Source organism: Psychrobacter sp. P11G5, assembly GCF_001593305.1.
GTDB lineage: Bacteria > Pseudomonadota > Gammaproteobacteria > Pseudomonadales > Moraxellaceae > Psychrobacter.
Genome location: NZ_CP012533.1, coordinates 1,181,971 through 1,200,356, shown reverse-complemented (window position 1 = coordinate 1,200,356; position 18,386 = coordinate 1,181,971). Strand labels below are relative to the sequence as shown.

Here is an 18,386-nt window from a genome sequence, read left to right as displayed (position 1 = left end):
ATATTGCCCCTAAATACTGAAGCCCCTCACTTGCTGGTTATTGCAGGACTAACAAATATAAAAGGATATCGCTAATGAAAAATGCAACGGTTAACATCGAAGATGTGCGGCAGTTTCTGTACCGTGAAGCACGACTGCTTGATGAAAAAAGATGGGAAGAATGGTTGGCTTGTTATGACGAAGACTGTCCGTTTTGGATGCCCAGCTGGGATGATGATGGCGAGCTGATCAGCGACCCGCAACGAGAAATCTCACTTATCTATTACCCTGATCGTCGTGGCCTTGAAGACCGCATTTTCCGTGTCGAGACTGAACGTTCTTCTGCGACCATTCCTGATACCCGTACCACGCACAATTTATCTAATATTGAATTGCTTGAAGATAACGACGGTATCATTAGCGTCCGCTTTAACTGGATTAATAAATCCTATCGTTATCAGGAGACCAATACTTATTGGGGATTCTCCAAGTACAAAATAGACATGACTCAAGACAGCCCAAAGATTTTGGATAAATATGTCGTGTTAAAAGATGATTATGTGCATCAAATTATGGATGTATATCACGTCTAAATTCTGCGTGTTTCTAGTTATGCGTAACAGCCAATATGCACAGTTAAATTTCTGATACTAACTCATTGATAGCGCAGCCATTATCAACCTATCGTTATCAATGAGTTGATTAAAAATACAGCTAGATTAGTTGGTAACCATATGTTGAAAAGGGATATTTCTCATGGAATATAACATTGCTCTACAGTTCGAAGACGGTGTCACAGGATTCATCAAATGTGAAGCAGACGAAACCGTCGCCGAAGCAGCCTATCGCCAAAAATATAACATTCCTGTTGACTGTCTCGATGGTGCTTGCGGTACTTGCCGCTGTCATTGTGAATCAGGCAGCTACGATATGCACCCTGACATGTATATCGAAGAAGCGCTGACTGAAGCTGAGGCCAAAGAAGGCTACGTTTTGACCTGTCAGATGATTCCTGAAAGCGACTGCGTTATCAAAGTACCAACCTCCTCTGAAGCCTGCAAAGTTAGCAAGTCTGTGTTCAAAGGCAAGCTACAACAGTTAAATGTGCTTTCGGAGTCTACCATTCACTTTGGCGTCGAAGTCGACAATCCAGATGCATTGGTATTTTTGCCAGGACAGTATGTCAATATCAGCATTCCTGACTCTGACGAGACACGCTCCTACTCGTTTAGCTCTATACCTAGTGCTAAGCAGGCCGAATTCGTCGTCCGCAACATTCCTAATGGCAAAATGAGCACCTTTTTATCCGATATTGCGCAGATAGGTCAAGATATTGATTTTGAAGGGCCATTTGGTAGTTTTTATTTGCGCCCCCTTGTACGCCCTACCTTGTTTTTAGCGGGTGGTACAGGTATCGCACCTTTCTTATCGATGCTAAAAAGCTTAGAAGTATCGGGCGCTCATCATCCTGTCAAGATGGTCTACGGTGTTACTAATTACGCTGATTTGATAGAGATTGAAAAACTGGAAGAGGTGAAGAAAAACCACGCTTGGTTTGACTATTATACCTGTGTAGCAAGTGAGGAAAGTGGCCACGAGCGCAAAGGCTATGTGACCAGCCATGTCGAAGCTGATTGGTTAAATGATGGCGATGTTGATGTCTATCTATGTGGTCCTCTAGCAATGGTCGATGCCGTTAGTAACTGGTTAGATACGAGCAGCCTAAAACCTAGCAATTTTTATTATGAAAAATTCACCCCTAGTGAGCAGTAGTAGATTATTAGCCAATACTAGTAGAAATTGATAGTACTGCCAATTAGTATTGAAACCGACAAAGTGTTACTGGCAACAAATTTTTGCAGCCTCTGTCTGGATAGGCACAGCAAGCAAGAAAGTTTTTGCCAGTAACACCTGCTAATTAGTATATTTAATTTGAATTAAATACATACAGATATGCTCTAGAAATACAGTTTCGTTTTTAAGGAATAGCAATGAGTAAGCGCTTTGATAATAAAGTATGTATCGTAACTGGTGCCGCACAAGGTATCGGTCGCGGGGTCGCATTACGCTTAGCAAGTGAAGGCGGCAAGATAGTGATGGCAGATTTCTCACCTTTGGTAGAAGATGTGTTAGCAGAAATCATTGCAAATGGCGGGCACGCGACGACTATCCAAGCTGATCTTGAGACCTATCAAGGTGCACAAGAGGCTATTAATAAAGCGCTTGATACTTATGAGCGTATTGATGTGCTGGTCAATAATGTTGGCGGCGCGATATGGATGAAGCCTTTTGTCAATTTCTCAGAAGAAGAGATTAATAAAGAAGTCAGTCGCTCATTATTTCCGACATTGTGGTGTTGCCGTGCGGTATTACCAACGATGATTGAGCAGCGATCTGGTACTATCGTTAATGTATCTTCTATCGCCACACGCGGTATCAACCGCATACCCTACTCGACAGCGAAAGGCGGCGTCAATGCCATGACCGCATCGCTCGCTTTTGAGTACGCAAACGATGGTATCCGAGTAAATGCAGTAGCGACTGGTGGCACTGAAGCGCCGCCTAGAAAGATTCCACGTAATGCAAAGCCTTTAACTGATGATGAAAAATCATGGATGAATGCAGTCGTTGACCAGACCATTGACCGCACCTTTATGAAACGCTACGGTACGATAGATGAGCAAGTCAATGCCATTGCATTTTTAGCATCAGATGAATCGTCATATATCACTGGGAGTACCATTCCTGTGGGCGGCGGTGACGAAGGCTAACCATATCAATTGAGCTTTTAAGTTAGGCAACACAGCGTTTAAGCTACTATAGTTAATTAAATTTAAGAAGAGCAAAAAGCTGCTGGGATGAATTTTACGAAGCCTCTGTCTGGCAAAGCGCACAGCAAGCGAGGAAAATTTATACCAGCAGTAAACGTATCTCTTTTTTTTGAACAGACTATGTTATCTGACTAGTGCTGATTTGCAAGGAAGCAATATGGCAACTGTAATTCAAACCTTGAAAGAAGACTGGTCGCTCTCCGCGTCCGTTGCAGGGTTTCTAGCCGTCCTTATCTCTTATGCTGGGCCTTTGATTATCTTTTTTCAGGCAGCACAAGCGGCGCAAGTCTCAGATGCGATGATGGCCTCTTGGATTTGGGGCGTCTCAATTGGGGCAGCCGTATCTGGTATCTTCCTATCTATTAAATACAAAACCCCTATCATCACCGCTTGGTCAGCACCCGGTACGGCTCTACTAGTGACCGTGTTTCCAGAGATGAGTATTAATGAGGCTATATCCGCTTATATTATCTCAGCGATTGTTATATTTTTGGTCGGTGCAACGGGCTCATTTGATAAGATTTTAAAATGGATTCCGAACGGCATTGCTGCTGGCATGATGGCTGGCATTTTGTTTCAATTTGGCTTAGAGTTATTTGTTGCAACTGATACCATGCCATTTATCGTCTTTAGCATGCTTGGTTGCTACTTATTAGCCAAACGCTTTTCGCCGCGTTATACCATGATTTGGGTACTGTTCTGCGGGGTCATTTTAAGTGTTATCTTCGGCAAGATGAACCCCGTCGACATGAATTTGGCCATCACCATACCTACGCTTATTTGGCCTGAATGGTCATGGAACGCCACCTTTAACCTTGCTATCCCTCTTATCCTTGTCAGCTTAACCGGACAATTTTTACCCGGTATGGCTATCTTAAATCTCAGCGGTTATGACACGCCAGCCAAGCCTATTGTGAGTGTCGCAAGCCTCGCCTCATTAGCAGTCGCATGTGTTGGTGGTATTACCATTGTGCTAGCAGCCATCACCGCTGCCCTATGTACGGGCAAAGATGCGCACGAGCTGAAGGAAAAGCGCTATATCGCCGGAGTAGCCAATGGTATTTTTTATCTATTAGGTGGCTTGTTTGCTGGTAGTATTGTGATGGTGTTCAGCTTACTACCAAAGGAATTGGTCGCCGCCTTAGCTGGACTCGCACTTATCGGGGCTATTTCTGCCAATATCACCATTGCTATGAAAAACGATGAGCAAAGAGACGCCGCATTAATTACCTTTTTGGCGACGGCATCCGGCATGAGCTTTTTGGGTCTTAGCTCTGTATTCTGGGGTATTCTTATCGGCATGATTGCTCATTATGTTTTAAATAAAAAACGTTTATTGTCATTTGCCTAATAAGCCTGATTGTAAAGTCTTTATGGTTTAAAACAATTACCCACAAGCAATCTAAACTATTTCAATTTCTAAAGCATTTCAACCATTAAAGCACTAATAAATATCACAGCAGAAACGATCTCTAATATTACTTTTCATAGGATATGAATATGATTAATAAAGCGGATAAAAGTATAACTGACGTACTCAGCCAAATTAAAGACGGAGCCACCATCATGATTGGTGGCTTCGGTACCGCAGGGCAACCAGCTGAACTCATTGATGGGCTGATTAATTTGGGCGTAAAGGATTTGGTCATCATTAATAATAATGCTGGTAACGGCGACCATGGCCTTGCCAAGCTCTTAAAAACGGGTGCTGTGCGTAAGATAATTTGCTCTTTCCCGCGTCAATCGGACTCTTGGGTATTTGATGAGCTTTATCATGCTGGCAAGATTGAGCTGGAGCTAGTACCACAAGGTAATTTGGCTTGTCGTATTCAAGCAGCAGGTATGGGACTCGGCGCGGTATATACGCCAACAGGCTTTGGTACTTTGCTCGCAGAAGGTAAAGAGACTCGTCATATCGATGGCAAAGACTATGTCTTAGAATATCCGCTCAAGGCTGATTTTGCTTTAATTAAAGCGTCTAAAGGCGATCGCTGGGGCAACCTGGTCTATCGCAAGTCTGCACGTAATTTCGGTCCAATCATGGCAATGGCAGCTGACGTAACTATTGCTCAAGTCTCTGCAACGGTGGATCTTGGGGAGCTTGATCCTGAGCACGTTATTACACCGGGTATCTTTGTGCAGCATGTGGTACAAATTCAGCCTGCTAGTACTGAACCTGCTAGTGATGAATCTGCTAGCACAGCAACGACAGCCACCGCTTAATACTGCCAATTATAAGGAGCGTCATCATGAGCCATACTTCCTACACTGTTTTGACCCGCGATCAAATCGCCGAGCGCGCTGCACAAGATATTCCAGATGGTGCCTATGTCAATTTAGGCATCGGACTACCGACCAAAATTGCCCAATACTTACCGGATGATAAAGATGTATTTTTGCATTCAGAAAACGGCTTACTAGCTTTTGGACCACCACCTGTTAAAGGCGAGGAGGATCCCGAGCTGATTAATGCTGGAAAAGAGTACGTCACCATGCTCGATGGCGGTAGCTTTTTTCATCATGGCGACTCTTTTGCGATGATGCGCGGTGGTCATATCGATATTTGCGTATTGGGCGCATTTCAAGTGGCGGCCAATGGCGACTTAGCCAACTGGAGTACCGGTGCAGAGGATGCAATACCTGCCGTTGGCGGCGCGATGGACTTAGCCGTCGGTGCCAAAAAAGTCTTTGTCATGACCAATCACACCACCAAGACTGGCGACCCTAAAATCGTCAGCGAGCTTACCTACCCTGTGACTGGCAAAAACTGCGTTGATCGAATTTATACTGATCTATGTGTCATTGATGTCACTGATAAAGGCTTAGCCGTCACTGAAATGGTCGATGGCATGAGCTTTGCGGACTTGCAAGCATTGACTGGCGCAACGTTAATTGACGCTACTAAATAAAAAACCCTCTTAATCAGAATTTAAGATAATCAAAACTCAGGATAATCACTATGACTGATGCAACCACTAATTTAAATAATGCTTATATTATCGATGCCATTCGCACCCCTTTTGGTCGCTATGGCGGCGGTCTGGCACCCGTACGTGCAGATGACTTAGGCGCTATCCCTATCAAGGCATTAATGGAACGTAATGCTAATGTCGATTGGGTAAAAGTAGATGACGTCATCTATGGCTGTGCCAACCAAAGCGGTGAAGATAATCGCAACGTCGGTCGCATGTCATCATTGCTAGCTGGCCTACCTTATCAAGTGCCTGCGACCACGGTTAATCGCTTGTGCGGCTCGTCAATGGATGCGTTAGCGATAGCGGCGCGTGCGATTAAAGCTGGTGAAGCCAATTTAATTATCGCAGGTGGTGTTGAGAGCATGAGCCGTGCGCCATTTGTGATGGGCAAATCAGGTCAGGCATTTGGTCGTAGTCAAAAGCTGGAAGATACTACTATGGGTTGGCGCTTTATCAATCCAAAGCTTGATGAGCTATATGGCACGGAGACCATGCCGCAAACCGCCGAAAATGTCGCAGAGCAATTCGATATCAACCGTGCCGACCAAGATGCATTTGCGCTACGTAGCCAACAACGTACCGCAGCGGCGCAAGCGTCAGAATTCTTTAAAGACGAGATTACCCCTGTCGTCATTCCGCAGCGTAAAGGCGAGCCTGTCACCGTCGATAACGATGAGCATCCTCGTGCTGACACCACCCTTGAGAAGTTGACCAAACTGCGTCCTATCGTTACCGCAGATGGTACGGTGACTGCTGGTAATGCCTCTGGGATCAATGATGGCGCAGCAGCCTTCCTAGTAGCGTCAGAGCAAGCGGTTAAAGAGTTCAATCTAAAGCCGCGTGCACGTATTGTGGCCTCAACTACGGTAGGCGTTGAGCCGCGTATCATGGGTTTTGCCCCAGCACCCGCAATGAAAAAACTGCTTAAGCAAACCGGACTGTCTCTCGATGAGATGGATGTCATTGAATTAAACGAAGCCTTTGCCGCCCAAGCTCTAGCTTGCACACGTGACTTAGGGTTAGCTGATGATAGCGAGCGCGTCAATCCTAACGGCGGTGCGATTGCCCTTGGTCATCCACTCGGCGCATCAGGTGCACGTTTGATCTTAACCGCCCTTAATCAACTGGAAAAAACAGGTAAGCGTTATGCTATATGCTCGATGTGTATTGGCGTTGGACAAGGTATCGCGATGATCATTGAGCGTGTGGATAGTGAATAACGCTTGCAGTGTTTTTTAACCTTATAATTATAAATAAGCGAGGTAACTATTTATGCCAGTATTCAAAAATAAAGACATAACGCTAAACTATGCCACTTTTGGCGATAGCAGCAACCCTGCTCTACTATTCTCCAACTCTTTGGGTACCAGCTATCATATGTGGCAGCCGCAAATCGATGTCTTGCAAACCGATTACTTTATTATCTGCTACGACACCCGTGGTCATGGTAAATCCTCCGCACCAACAGGTCCTTATCGTTTGGATCAGCTTGGGCAAGACGTCATTGATTTGTTAGATCATCTAAGTATCGATAAAGCGTTTTTTTGTGGCATCTCTATGGGCGGGATGACTGGTCAATGGCTAGCTATCAATTACCCCGACCGCTTCCATCACTTGATGTTATGCAATACCGCTGCAAAGATTGGTAATGAGGCGGCATGGAGAGATCGCGCGCAATTGGTACGTGAGCAGGGTCTAGCTCCTATCGCGGCTACCGCTGCTCCGCGTTGGTTCACAGCGGATTTTATCGATAGTTATCCTGATGTAGTCGCAGCATTGTCTAGCACGCTTGCGGCTGGCAGTAGCGAGGGTTATGCCAGCTGCTGCGAGGCATTATCTGTCGCTGATACTCGCGAACAGCTAAAAAATATTCGCGTACCTGTCACAGTGCTAGCAGGTATCGAGGATCCAGTGACGACGGTTGCCGATGGTCAATACATGGTCGAGCATATCCCCAACGCTACGCTTGCGACTATCGATGCCTCACATATCTCAAATATTGAACAGCCTGACGCCTTTAATCAGCTAGTAAGGCAGTATCTTCATGATCAATAATTCTATTGCTCATTAAAACTCTCTATAAAACGCGAGATGTGAGAATAGAATAGGAAAGTAATAACAAGGAAGACACACTAACTAAGAAACCATCATTCAAGGAAGAGACTATGAAACGATCATTATTATCACTGGCTGTCGGTATTATAGCCTGCAGCACCTTTAGCGCTCATGCCAACATCAACATCGATAAAGAAGTCAAAAGTGTTGAAAACAAAGTGATTGAATGGCGTCGGGATATTCACAAGCATCCTGAGCTGGGCAATAGAGAAACCCGTACTGCCGCTATTGTTGCCAAGCACCTAAAATCACTAGGTATGCAGGTCGAAACTGATATCGCACATACAGGCGTTGTTGGATTTTTGAAGGGTGCGAAACCTGGCCCTACAGTGATGCTACGCGCAGACATGGATGCCCTACCCGTTACCGAAAAGGCGGACGTACCTTTTAAATCTACTATTGTGACTAAGTACATGGGTGAAGAAGTTGGCGTAATGCATGCCTGCGGGCACGATACTCATGTCGCTATGCTTATGGGCACGGCTGAAGTACTAGCTGCGGTTAAAAATGAATTGCACGGCAATATTATGTTTGTGTTTCAGCCTGCTGAAGAAGGTGCCCCTGAAGGTGAAGAAGGCGGTGCTGAGCTTATGTTAAAAGAGGGCATATTTAAAAAGTATAAGCCCGAGGTTGCGTTTGGGCTACATGTTATGTCGAGCTTAAATAGTGGTCAAATTGGCTACCGAAGCGGCCCTATTATGGCTAGTGCTGATACCTTTGACATAACAGTAAACGGTAAGCAAACTCATGGCTCAGCACCTTGGAATGGGGTCGATCCTATCTCAGCTGCGGCGCAAATCGTTACCGGAGTTAATCATATAGTGAGCCGTCAAATTGATATCACTAAAGAGCCTGCCATTGTCTCCTTTGGTAAAATAGACGGCGGTGTACGCGATAACATTATTCCAGATAGTGTCAATATGATTGGCACTATCCGTAACTTTGATATGAATAATCGCGACCAAATTTTTAGTAATATAAAGACGACAGCGACTCATATAGCAATGGCATCAGGTGCGAAAGCTGACGTCAAAATTAATAAAGGTTATCCAGTTACGATTAACAACCCAGCGCTCACCGCGCAAATGTTACCGACGATTAAGAACGTAGCAGGTAAAGACAATGTACTTGAGGTGCCTAAGCTAACGGCATCTGAAGATTTCTCGTTTTATGCCCAAGAAGTACCTAGTTTATTTTTCTTTTTAGGCGGTACACCCGTAGGGCAAGACGCAAGTAAGGCACCCTATAACCACTCTCCCTACTTCTCTGTAGACGAAGCATCATTTAAGGTGGGTACTAAAGCGCTTAGCCAGCTAGCAATAGATTATTTAGCTATGAAAAAATAACTCTCTAAGCGAACGGTACCTGTTGGTATAAGTAATGGATTAAATTCGTACTTAAAGATAAGTGTTTAGAAATAAATACTTAAAGATAAATGCTCCACAATTTTCGCCGTTAATTAGTATTTTATAGCCGACATATTTTGATAAAAATCAAAACAGCTCATATATTTAAAAGATATATGAGCTGTTTTTTTATCCGTCTTTTAAGAAATAATATCTATTATTAATAAGCACATAACTTTCTTCAAAAAAATAAATATCATGGATATTCATAGCCTTACGAATTGTTTAGATATCATTTTAGAAAACCTCCACTGGTTTTACTTAAGTTATCTACACGCACTTATACTTTTTCATACTCTATAAAATCAAAACCCATACTTTATAGGTATATCTTTATACTTAGATAGTTTTTGACTTGATCATCAGAAAACAATAACTTGTTAGATACTTATAAGGATATTACCCATGGAGAAACACGAATGGAATCACCAACCTTAAACATCAATAAAGTTATTGATGAAGCCAAGTTTGCGCCCTTTCATTGGAAGGTGCTGTTTTGGTGTTTACTGATCATTATTTTTGATGGTTATGATCTCATCATTTATGGCGTGGCGCTACCGTTACTCATGGAAGAGTGGTCATTGACCGCGGTACAAGCAGGCTTTCTTGCCAGCGCAGCACTTTTTGGCATGATGTTTGGTGCCATGATCTTTGGTACTTTGTCTGACAAGATCGGCCGAAAAAAGACCATCATGATCTGTGTCGGCTTATTCAGTAGCTTTACCTTTTTTGGCGCTTTTGCTAATGGTCCGATGCAGTTTGCTGCTTTACGCTTTATTGCTGGTCTTGGTATCGGTGGCGTAATGCCCATCTGTGTGGCGCTGACCTCTGAATACGCCCCAAAACGTATGCGTAGTACTCTAGTCGCCATTATGTTTAGTGGTTACGCGATAGGCGGAATGGCATCTGCATTGCTGGGATCATTTTTGGTGGTAGATTATGGTTGGGAGATTATGTTTTATATCGCAGGCATTCCTACCTTGCTATTACCCATCATTTGGAAAATGCTGCCTGAGTCTTTGATGTATCTCGTCAAAGAAAAAAGACATGACGACGCCAAAAAAATCGTCCGCAGACTTGCACCACAAGAAACTGTCACCGCCTCTACTACCTTAATATTAGATGAACCAACCAAAGGCGATGACGCTCCTATTAAAGCGTTATTCCTAAAAAATCGTGGCTTTACTACTATTATGTTTTGGGTAGCCTTCTTTATGTGCTTGTTGATGGTATATGCTCTCGCCAGCTGGTTGCCGAAGCTTATGATTCAAGCAGGCTACTCGCTAGGCGCTAGTATGCTGTTTTTATTTGCTCTTAATATTGGCGGGATGATTGGTGCTATTGGTGGCGGTGTGCTAGCTGATAGATTCCATCTAAAACCAGTATTAACCATTATGTTTGTCGCTGGTGCTGCTGCATTGATATTACTCGGCTACAACAGCCCTCAAGTAGTGCTCTATACCCTTATCGCAATTGCAGGTGCGACTACTATTGGCTCACAGATACTGCTCTACACCTTTGTCGCTCAGTATTATCCGACTGCTGTACGTACGACCGCTATGGGCTGGGCATCGGGTATCGGTCGCATTGGTGCTATCGTAGGTCCTATCTTGACTGGGGCGCTACTCACGCTTGAGCTAAGCCACCAAACGAACTTCTTGTTTATCGCCATACCTGGTATTATCGCCGCCGTCGCTATCTTCTTAGTGAACCTAAGCGCCGCAGTTGATGGTAAAAAAAGTAACGTAGCACCAGTGACTTTAGATGCACCAGTATCAACTTAATAGCCGTTATAGCGGTTAAATAGTGATTTGGCTGGTATTGATTAACAGGCTGGCATTGTTTAATAGATTGATATTGATTAACAGGTTGATAAATAAAAATAGCGCTCTCATATTATGAATGCGCTATTTTTGTATGTGCAATTTTTAAGTGTGTAACTTCAAATCCTTTTCGAAACTGGTTACTTTATATATTCGATCCACTATAAAATAAATATAGCGCTACTGAGATAAATTTTGCGCAGCCTCTGTCTGCGTAGGCACAGCAAGCAAGGAAAAATCATCTCAGTAGCGCATTATAACTTTTGTACTTCTTTTATTTAGGACTAACTATAAGACAATTACTTTACAAAACAGCTATTTTATAAAGTTTTAACAAGCACTTATAACCACTTCTTTACCTTATTAATGACCGTTTGCACTCTATTAGGTAGGGCTTGCTGCCGCCGTACGGCAAGATATAGCGTTTCACTCACTGCCGTTGGCAAGCGATGACTGCTAATAAGCTCAGGGTTTGCGTACGCTGCAACCGCGTGTGCTGGTAATACGGTAAAGCCTAGCCCCCTACTGACAGGCTCTAAAATCAAGCCAATTTGATTAGAAAAGCCCTTTTTCTTAAAGTCATTGATATGTTGGAACTCGCTATAATTGGCGCTCAGCAGCATACTGGCATGATGGGCACCGTCAGGATGATCGATAAACCCAAGCGCTATGAGTGTCTCCCAGCTTGGTTCATTAGTAGTCGCAGGCGTCACCAGTATTAACGCTTCTTGAGCTATTGACTGGCAACTTATTCCCTCATCATCTGAGACATCAGTCATAAACCCAATATCAATGTCGTGATTCGCAAGCGCCCGCTCTATATCAGAATTTGGCGCAAAGCGATAATCAATCACTAGTTGCGGATACTGCTGTTGTAAGGTCAAAAGCTGCGGATACAACTTTAAGCCCACGCTGCCAGGAGACATCAATCGCACTAGCCCTGCATAAGCGGGATCCTCACCGATACGCTGTTCTAGATTTGCTAAGCGCTGCAAGATATCACCCGCTTCCCTATACAGCTCCTCGCCTGCATCCGTCAATGAAAACTGTTTACCTTGACGGATGAGTAAGTCAACATCTAACTGACTTTCAAGCTTGCGTATGTGTTGACTCACACCTGACTGAGTCATATGTAGGCGCTCGGCAGTGCGAGTAAAATGCCCTACTTCAACAAGGGTACAGAATGTACGTAGCCACGTGATATTTATCATTACAATACATACTTAACTTTATAATAGATGATAATTTTACGTAATAGACTTAACTTTGTAAACTACTCCCATATCAAAACAGGAGTACGAATTATGAATAACGTTTATCCAAGAAGCTTTTCGCACATTGGTCTTTCCGTTCCTGACTTAGAAGCAGCAGTAAAATTCTATACTGAAGTGATGGGTTGGTACACCATCATGGAGCCGACCGAAATCGTTGAAGATAACAGCCCTATTGGTGAGATGTGTACTGAAGTCTTTGGCTCAGGTTGGGGTAGTTTCCGTATCGCTCATCTCTCTACTGGTGACCGTATCGGTGTTGAAATCTTTGAATTCAAAAATCAAGAAAATCCTGAAAACAACTTTGAATACTGGAAAACAGGTATTTTTCACTTCTGTGTTCAAGATCCAAATGTTGAAGAACTCGCTGAACGTATCGTCGCGGCTGGCGGGAAAAAGCGTATGGAAAAACCACGTTATTACTACCCTGGCGAAAAACCTTACCGTATGATTTATATGGAAGACCCGTTTGGCAATATCGTTGAAATATACAGCCACAGCTATGAGCTTATTTATAGTGAAGGCGCGTATTAGGTGTAGCGCTTAAGAGTAAAATAACGCTTCGTTATGAAAGTTAAAAAATCGGACTTATCTCTACATGTCGATTTATTCTTAATAAAGATACCAATAGCGCACTCATAATATGAGTGCGCTATTTTCATATGTGCAATTTCAATATCAGCACTCTATTGTATAACTTGCATGCCGTGCTATCATTTAAGTGAATGAACAGAACACCAACTATAGTTAATACTAAATAAAACCGATACATTATTACGATACATTATTGATAGTCACGTGCTACTGGTATAAATTTTACTTGCTTGCTGTGCCTACGCCGACAGAGGCTGCACAAAATTTACCCCAGCAGCACTATACCGTTTCTAGAGTGAATCAACTATATCAAGGATGATAAATGCATACTACAAATACAGACGCCCCTACTACTGACACCAGCGAACCATTAGTCATCAGAGAAGACAGTAAAGATGCAAGCGGCGTCGTCACTCTTAATTTAAACCGCCCTAAACAATTCAACGCTCTATCAGTAGATATGCTATCCGCTATGCAAACAGAGCTAGACAAGATCGCCCAAGATAGCAGTATTCGCGTGGTCGTCATTGCCGCGAATGGCAAGGCATTTTGTGCAGGTCACAACCTAAAAGAGATGCGCGCAAACTCAGACGAGGCATTCCACAGCGCATTATTCAAACAATGTAGTCAAATGATGCTAACCATCAATCAAATGCCGCAAGTTGTGATTGCCAAAGTACAAGGCATCGCTACCGCCGCTGGCTGTCAATTGGTCGCAGCCTGCGACTTAGCAGTGGCCTCTGATGACGCTAAGTTTGCGACTTCTGGGATCAATGTTGGATTGTTTTGCTCGACACCTGCCGTTGCAGTCAGCCGCAATCTATCTCGCAAGCAAGCATTTGAGATGCTTATCACGGGTGAGTTTATCGATGCAAATATGGCCCTACAACAAGGACTGATTAATCGTGTCGCGCCAGCGGATCAGTTGGATGCAACGCTACAGTCTTTAATCGATGCCATTACCGCTAAATCCTCTGTCGCGGTTAAAACGGGCAAAGATATGTTCTATAAACAGTTGGACATGGACTTAGCGGATGCTTATGAATATGCTGGTAAAGTGATGACCTGTAATATGATGGCAGACGATGTCAGCGAGGGCATTGACGCCTTTATCGAAAAGCGCCACGCAGTATGGACGGGGCGTTAATAGCTCCACTATTTAGAAGAACACTACTTAAAAACAATACTATTAATTAAATTAAAAAACTACATATTTTCAGGCAAGCTTTTTACCGCAAGGCTTGCCGCTTCAATAGCACCAGCAATATAACCAGAAAACTGTGGCGACCACTCACTGCCTATCCCCATTAGGCAATCACTCCATACACCTGATGTTGCCTTAGAAACAGGTGCCACTGCATGCTGACCATCACTACTTGCGTCGGCAGTCGTTGCGGTGAACTTATCTTGTGACCAGTCTTTCAGGTACTCAGCTTTGGGCGTGTCTGCCTGCTCACCAAATAGACGTACCAATTGTGCACGGCAATGTGCTTTTAACACTCCGTCAGAGACGCTTTGGCGTACTGAGGCAGGTACTCCTATAAAGCCAAACAACGCACCCCTGCCACCCATGCTAGAGGCATCATGAATCTCAACCATTGGCCCTTGCGAGCTACGCGCGGCTCCTGAGAGACCTTGCTCGCGCCAAAAAGGCGTATCGTAAACTGCAAAATACTTGGCATGAGGCGCCATCCAAGTCGCTGTGTTGCGCCATTGGGTTATCATATCGGACGGTAAAATCGGCTCAAACGTTATACTGTCTTCCACCAACCGAGGCGGTAGCGCCAGCAATACATGCTGCGCTCGCCAAGTGGTGAATTGCCCAGACGTGTCTTCGCTAGTTATCTCTATGTGCTCATCTACTTTATGCAAGCGATGAACAATTTGACTGTTAAAAACACGTGAGGAATCAAGACGACGATATAAAGCATCAATTAATGCAGCCATACCACCGACTAGACGCATCGAAGGTGGCGAGCTTTTATAGCCTTGCATACGCACAGCAGGCTCGTTAGGAACGCGCTCAACCATCATATCGCCCTCTTCAAACTGTGCAAAAGTCTCTAGCTGCAATTCATTGACCAGATCGCCCAACTGCGGCTGATAATCAGGCCAAAACCAAGAAGGTCCTAAATCAAAGCTATCTACCTCTTGTACACTATCAGAGCCAAGATGTTGTGAAATCGGTTGCTCTAATGCTGAATCTTTTGAAAAATTACTAGCGAGAATGCGACCGCCCAAACTATCACGCGCTTCTAGCAATATATAATCAATGCCTTTTTGCTCTAATAAATAAGCCGCATACAGACCGCTTAAACCACCACCGATAATTGCTACGGGTACACTTGTTATATCTACTTTTTGCATAGGATTTTTCTTTTTATGGTGCGTTGAAAGCGCTTAACATCTTAATCTTAAATTATGGATAACTGCGCCTAGCTAATTAAACGTCTAGAGCTTCAACATCCGCGCCAATGATTTGAGCAAGATGTCCGGTCTTAAGGTAGACGGTAGCGCCTTCCTCGCCTGATTTTAACTGTGGCTGCGCACCTACGGGCAAGCGTAGCCAGCTACCTTGTTTATAGGTTTGATCGCCTTCTATCAGAGTGCCTTCTACTACTAACAGCTCTGCGCCACCTGCCACTGTTTGAGTCATAAGATCTTCTGTGAATAATGCATCACCTGCGCTCAGACGCTGTAAGCTTACCTGTTCGCTATCGTCCGAAAACAAAGTACAAACCTCACGGTTGCCGACTAGTTGCCAGTTGGCGCTATCGTGCGTATCGATAGCGACATGACGCTCTTCGGACGGTGACATCTGTCGCAGCTTAACAAAGATAACCGCACCTTCATCGCTATAAGGCGTATGGCCTGATGCTGGCGGGTTGCGTAAATACCAGCCAGCTGGATAATGCTTATCATCAGCAGAAAAAGTACCTGACAATACCAAAATCTCCTCGCCACCCGGATGCTGATGATGCGGAAAATGCGAGTTAGGCGCATAACGCACAAGGCTAGTCGCTCGTGCCTTTTCTGCACCTACGCGATCAAGCATGACGCGCTCGACGCCATTCTGCGGTGATTTAATCCATTGATGTTGCTCAGCCGTTAGCTCAGCACGACGTGAAAAATCTGCATTAATTAGCATGGGATATTGTCCAAATTCGGTTTGAGAGTAGCCAGCTTAATAATCAACCTTACCGCGTAATGCCTTGGTTTTGCCGCGCTGTGTCTTTTGATCGACACGTTTGCGCTTAGCATTCCTGCTCGGCTTAGTAACTCTGCGAGCTTTAGCGACTTGGGTAGATTGCAAGATAAAAGCTTTAAGACGTTCAAAAGCGTCAATCTTGTTGCGCTCTTGGGTACGGAATTGCTGAGCTTTGAGGACGAATATCCCCTCTTTAGTGATACGGCTGTCCTTGCTGTCAAGCAAGCGCTGCTTTTGCACGTCACTCAGACTTGAGGCGTTGATATCAAAGCGCAGATGGATAGCGGAGGAGACTTTATTGACGTTTTGCCCGCCTGCCCCTTGCGCGCGGATGGCGCTAATCTCTACCTCACTATCGCTTAGGCTAATGGTATTACTTATAAAAATCATAGTTGTCTTTTATTTCTTTTAAATAATTGGCTTTTAAATGGTTCTCTTCTATATGGGGCGTGGTTAAGCATTTATAAATAGAGAGTTATAGGCTTAGGGTGAATTCTACGCATCCTATTATCTACAAAACTACTTTCTACAAAACTACTTTCTACAAAACTACTTCGTATTTTAAACTATGCAGTGTTTTAGAAGCAAACTATCACCTAACAACTTATTGCATTGAACCAAGCATAGCGCCTATCAATAAAAACGGAATTGACATCAGTATTTTAAAAACGGAATCTCTGCATTTTTCCCAGCGCGTAATAATAAAATATAAGTTGGCAAATGGAAGAAACAAATATAACAGACCCCAAAGTATGGATTCTTGAAAGGCAATAATAATTAGCTTAATCCCATAGATAAAAGAGATGATGACACCGATAATAAATAAAATAATTCCTATAATTTCCAAGTAACGCTCCTAAAATAGTATTTCACTCAAAATAGTTTTTTACTTCATACAGTAATTCTAACACTTGATTATGATAACAGTTGAAATGCAACTATAACGCGTCCCAATTCACCTTCTACTGATATATTCGTTATATGTAATGACCAGTCACACCACTATTGGTGCACAAATATTTATATCTGCTAAAATTATGCCATAACGCTAATAACAATTAATAATAGACAAACGGAAGGGATTTAACATGCGCTTGGCATCAGTTTTTCAAAAAATGCACGACCGTAAGCCCAAACTTGCCAAAGCAGTATCACTAGCAACGGCTACGGGCGTCATTGTAGGAAATAGCTTTGCTGGTAGCATCCCTGTGTGGCTTATGGGTGCGACCAAAATGATTACTGGCGCAGCTATCGCTGACAAGGCTGTGATTAAAATCGCCAATCATTGGATTAATAGTAATAACGCTGTGATTGACATGGTCTTACCGCAAAAGGACTGGCGAATTAGCCTACCTGATGACGTGTATACAGACGGCAAATATCTACTGATTAGCAATCATCAATCATGGGTTGACACCAGTATTGTCCAGTATATTAGCCAAGATCGCTTGCCTTTGACGCGCTTTTTTACCAAGTTTGAATTGATATACATTCCTATCGTGGGTCAAACCTTTTACTTTTTAGACTTTCCTATGATGCGTCGGCATTCTAGAGCTGATATTGCCAAAAACCCTGCCTTAAAGGGTCAAGATCTTAAAGAAGCACAACGGGCCTGCGCACTGCTCAAAGACAAGCCTTTCACCTTGCTCAATTATCTAGAAGGAACGCGTTTTACACCTGTCAAACGCGACAAGCAGCAGTCGCCCTACACGCATCTGCTCAAGCCACGAGCAGGCGGTTTGGCGCTGGCTATCAACGCCTTGGGTGCAGAGGTAGACGGCATATTGGATATGACGATTGTCTATCCTGATGGCGTACCGAGCTATAGTGACTTGTGGAAAGGCAATATCAAGCGCTTAGGCGTCGATGTCCGCTATATTGACATACCGGATGGTTTGTCTGTGGCTGTTCAAAATGGCGGTTATGAAGATGATGCTGCCGTCAAAGCGAGAATGTTCGACTGGGTTGAGCAGATATGGCGACAAAAAGATGAGCGCATCACCAAGATGTTAGCTGATTTTGAAGAATAGGAGCCTGAAAGCTAATTTTGAACATAAGAAAAAGCCTCTTATCTGATGACAGCTTTTCAAGCACCACTGACATAAATACCAGTGCGTAGAACGTATCATATAGTAGGTTCAATTCAAAAATAGCATAGGGCTGCTGGGATAAATTTTTCGAAGC

The 18,386-nt window shown here is 43.7% G+C and carries 18 protein-coding genes; 13 read left to right on the top strand and 5 right to left on the bottom strand.

The genetic code is table 11. The annotated features are described in order from the left end of the window. The first annotated feature begins 74 nt into the window (after positions 1-74). The 10 genes from benB to AK825_RS04975 all read left to right on the top strand — a co-directional run bounded on the left by benB (position 75) and on the right by AK825_RS04975 (position 11,090). A complete protein-coding gene (gene benB / locus AK825_RS05020; protein WP_068035068.1) occupies positions 75-572 on the top strand; it encodes a benzoate 1,2-dioxygenase small subunit in 498 nt (165 codons plus the stop codon). A 163-nt stretch (positions 573-735) separates the two neighbouring features. Further along, a complete protein-coding gene (benC, locus tag AK825_RS05015; RefSeq protein ID WP_068035067.1) occupies positions 736-1,752 on the top strand; it encodes a benzoate 1,2-dioxygenase electron transfer component BenC in 1,017 nt (338 codons plus the stop codon). Between the two features lie 212 nt (positions 1,753-1,964). Next, positions 1,965-2,750, top strand: coding sequence for a 1,6-dihydroxycyclohexa-2,4-diene-1-carboxylate dehydrogenase (locus AK825_RS05010; protein WP_203226519.1), 786 nt, complete (start codon positions 1,965-1,967; stop codon positions 2,748-2,750). A gap of 217 nt (positions 2,751-2,967) precedes the next feature. Continuing rightward, on the top strand, positions 2,968-4,161 hold the full coding sequence (benE, locus tag AK825_RS05005; RefSeq protein ID WP_068035065.1) for a benzoate/H(+) symporter BenE: 1,194 nt from the start codon (positions 2,968-2,970) through the stop codon (positions 4,159-4,161). A gap of 149 nt (positions 4,162-4,310) precedes the next feature. Beyond that, a complete protein-coding gene (locus AK825_RS05000; RefSeq protein WP_068035063.1) occupies positions 4,311-5,033 on the top strand; it encodes a 3-oxoacid CoA-transferase subunit A in 723 nt (240 codons plus the stop codon). 26 nt (positions 5,034-5,059) lie between these two features. Beyond that, a complete protein-coding gene (locus AK825_RS04995; RefSeq protein WP_068035062.1) occupies positions 5,060-5,719 on the top strand; it encodes a 3-oxoacid CoA-transferase subunit B in 660 nt (219 codons plus the stop codon). Between the two features lie 50 nt (positions 5,720-5,769). Then, the gene (gene pcaF / locus AK825_RS04990; protein WP_068035061.1) at positions 5,770-7,005 is read left to right on the top strand and encodes a 3-oxoadipyl-CoA thiolase; all 1,236 of its coding nucleotides are present in this window, start codon (positions 5,770-5,772) and stop codon (positions 7,003-7,005) included. Positions 7,006-7,057: 52 nt separating this feature from the next. Further along, a complete protein-coding gene (gene pcaD, locus AK825_RS04985) occupies positions 7,058-7,840 on the top strand; it encodes a 3-oxoadipate enol-lactonase (protein WP_068035057.1) in 783 nt (260 codons plus the stop codon). A 110-nt stretch (positions 7,841-7,950) separates the two neighbouring features. Further along, the gene (locus tag AK825_RS04980; RefSeq protein ID WP_068035055.1) at positions 7,951-9,246 is read left to right on the top strand and encodes a M20 family metallopeptidase; all 1,296 of its coding nucleotides are present in this window, start codon (positions 7,951-7,953) and stop codon (positions 9,244-9,246) included. Between the two features lie 479 nt (positions 9,247-9,725). Continuing rightward, positions 9,726-11,090, top strand: a complete 1,365-nt coding sequence (locus tag AK825_RS04975; RefSeq protein ID WP_068035052.1) for an MFS transporter — start codon at positions 9,726-9,728, stop codon at positions 11,088-11,090. A gap of 380 nt (positions 11,091-11,470) precedes the next feature. On the opposite strand, the gene AK825_RS04970 is transcribed toward AK825_RS04975, so the two are convergent. Continuing rightward, positions 11,471-12,340: a LysR family transcriptional regulator gene (locus AK825_RS04970; RefSeq protein WP_068035051.1), complete on the bottom strand. Its 870-nt coding sequence runs from the start codon at positions 12,338-12,340 to the stop codon at positions 11,471-11,473. Positions 12,341-12,433: 93 nt separating this feature from the next. Here AK825_RS04970 and AK825_RS04965 point away from each other — a divergent pair, with 93 nt between their 5' ends. Both AK825_RS04965 and AK825_RS04960 read left to right on the top strand, forming a co-directional pair. Beyond that, positions 12,434-12,934 carry a lactoylglutathione lyase family protein gene (locus AK825_RS04965; RefSeq protein ID WP_055124259.1) on the top strand — a complete coding sequence of 167 codons (501 nt, stop codon included), beginning with the start codon at positions 12,434-12,436 and terminating at the stop codon, positions 12,932-12,934. A 382-nt stretch (positions 12,935-13,316) separates the two neighbouring features. Continuing rightward, positions 13,317-14,141, top strand: a complete 825-nt coding sequence (locus AK825_RS04960; protein ID WP_068035049.1) for an enoyl-CoA hydratase — start codon at positions 13,317-13,319, stop codon at positions 14,139-14,141. 59 nt (positions 14,142-14,200) lie between these two features. On the opposite strand, the gene AK825_RS04955 is transcribed toward AK825_RS04960, so the two are convergent. From AK825_RS04955 to AK825_RS04940, 4 genes are all read right to left on the bottom strand, one after another. Next, positions 14,201-15,361, bottom strand: coding sequence for an FAD-dependent oxidoreductase (locus AK825_RS04955; protein WP_068035047.1), 1,161 nt, complete (start codon positions 15,359-15,361; stop codon positions 14,201-14,203). A 76-nt stretch (positions 15,362-15,437) separates the two neighbouring features. Next, positions 15,438-16,142, bottom strand: a complete 705-nt coding sequence (locus AK825_RS04950; protein ID WP_068035046.1) for a cupin domain-containing protein — start codon at positions 16,140-16,142, stop codon at positions 15,438-15,440. A 36-nt stretch (positions 16,143-16,178) separates the two neighbouring features. Next, entirely contained in the window at positions 16,179-16,592 is a 414-nt protein-coding gene (gene arfB, locus AK825_RS04945; protein ID WP_068035045.1) for an alternative ribosome rescue aminoacyl-tRNA hydrolase ArfB, read from the bottom strand. Between the two features lie 214 nt (positions 16,593-16,806). Then, entirely contained in the window at positions 16,807-17,049 is a 243-nt protein-coding gene (locus tag AK825_RS04940; protein ID WP_068035044.1) for a hypothetical protein, read from the bottom strand. 241 nt (positions 17,050-17,290) lie between these two features. On the opposite strand from AK825_RS04940, the gene AK825_RS04935 reads away from it, so the two are divergent. Beyond that, on the top strand, positions 17,291-18,232 hold the full coding sequence (locus AK825_RS04935) for an acyltransferase (protein ID WP_068035042.1): 942 nt from the start codon (positions 17,291-17,293) through the stop codon (positions 18,230-18,232). Positions 18,233-18,386 lie beyond the last annotated feature (154 nt).

Coding starts and splice junctions, on each gene's coding strand:
- benB (WP_068035068.1), top strand. CDS start 75: ATGAAAAATGCAACGGTTAACATCGAAGATGTGCGGCAGTTTCTGTAC.
- benC (WP_068035067.1), top strand. CDS start 736: ATGGAATATAACATTGCTCTACAGTTCGAAGACGGTGTCACAGGATTC.
- benE (WP_068035065.1), top strand. CDS start 2,968: ATGGCAACTGTAATTCAAACCTTGAAAGAAGACTGGTCGCTCTCCGCG.
- AK825_RS05000 (WP_068035063.1), top strand. CDS start 4,311: ATGATTAATAAAGCGGATAAAAGTATAACTGACGTACTCAGCCAAATT.
- AK825_RS04995 (WP_068035062.1), top strand. CDS start 5,060: ATGAGCCATACTTCCTACACTGTTTTGACCCGCGATCAAATCGCCGAG.
- pcaF (WP_068035061.1), top strand. CDS start 5,770: ATGACTGATGCAACCACTAATTTAAATAATGCTTATATTATCGATGCC.
- pcaD (WP_068035057.1), top strand. CDS start 7,058: ATGCCAGTATTCAAAAATAAAGACATAACGCTAAACTATGCCACTTTT.
- AK825_RS04980 (WP_068035055.1), top strand. CDS start 7,951: ATGAAACGATCATTATTATCACTGGCTGTCGGTATTATAGCCTGCAGC.
- AK825_RS04975 (WP_068035052.1), top strand. CDS start 9,726: ATGGAATCACCAACCTTAAACATCAATAAAGTTATTGATGAAGCCAAG.
- AK825_RS04970 (WP_068035051.1), bottom strand. CDS start 12,340: ATGATAAATATCACGTGGCTACGTACATTCTGTACCCTTGTTGAAGTA.
- AK825_RS04965 (WP_055124259.1), top strand. CDS start 12,434: ATGAATAACGTTTATCCAAGAAGCTTTTCGCACATTGGTCTTTCCGTT.
- AK825_RS04960 (WP_068035049.1), top strand. CDS start 13,317: ATGCATACTACAAATACAGACGCCCCTACTACTGACACCAGCGAACCA.
- AK825_RS04955 (WP_068035047.1), bottom strand. CDS start 15,361: ATGCAAAAAGTAGATATAACAAGTGTACCCGTAGCAATTATCGGTGGT.
- AK825_RS04950 (WP_068035046.1), bottom strand. CDS start 16,142: ATGCTAATTAATGCAGATTTTTCACGTCGTGCTGAGCTAACGGCTGAG.
- arfB (WP_068035045.1), bottom strand. CDS start 16,592: ATGATTTTTATAAGTAATACCATTAGCCTAAGCGATAGTGAGGTAGAG.
- AK825_RS04935 (WP_068035042.1), top strand. CDS start 17,291: ATGCGCTTGGCATCAGTTTTTCAAAAAATGCACGACCGTAAGCCCAAA.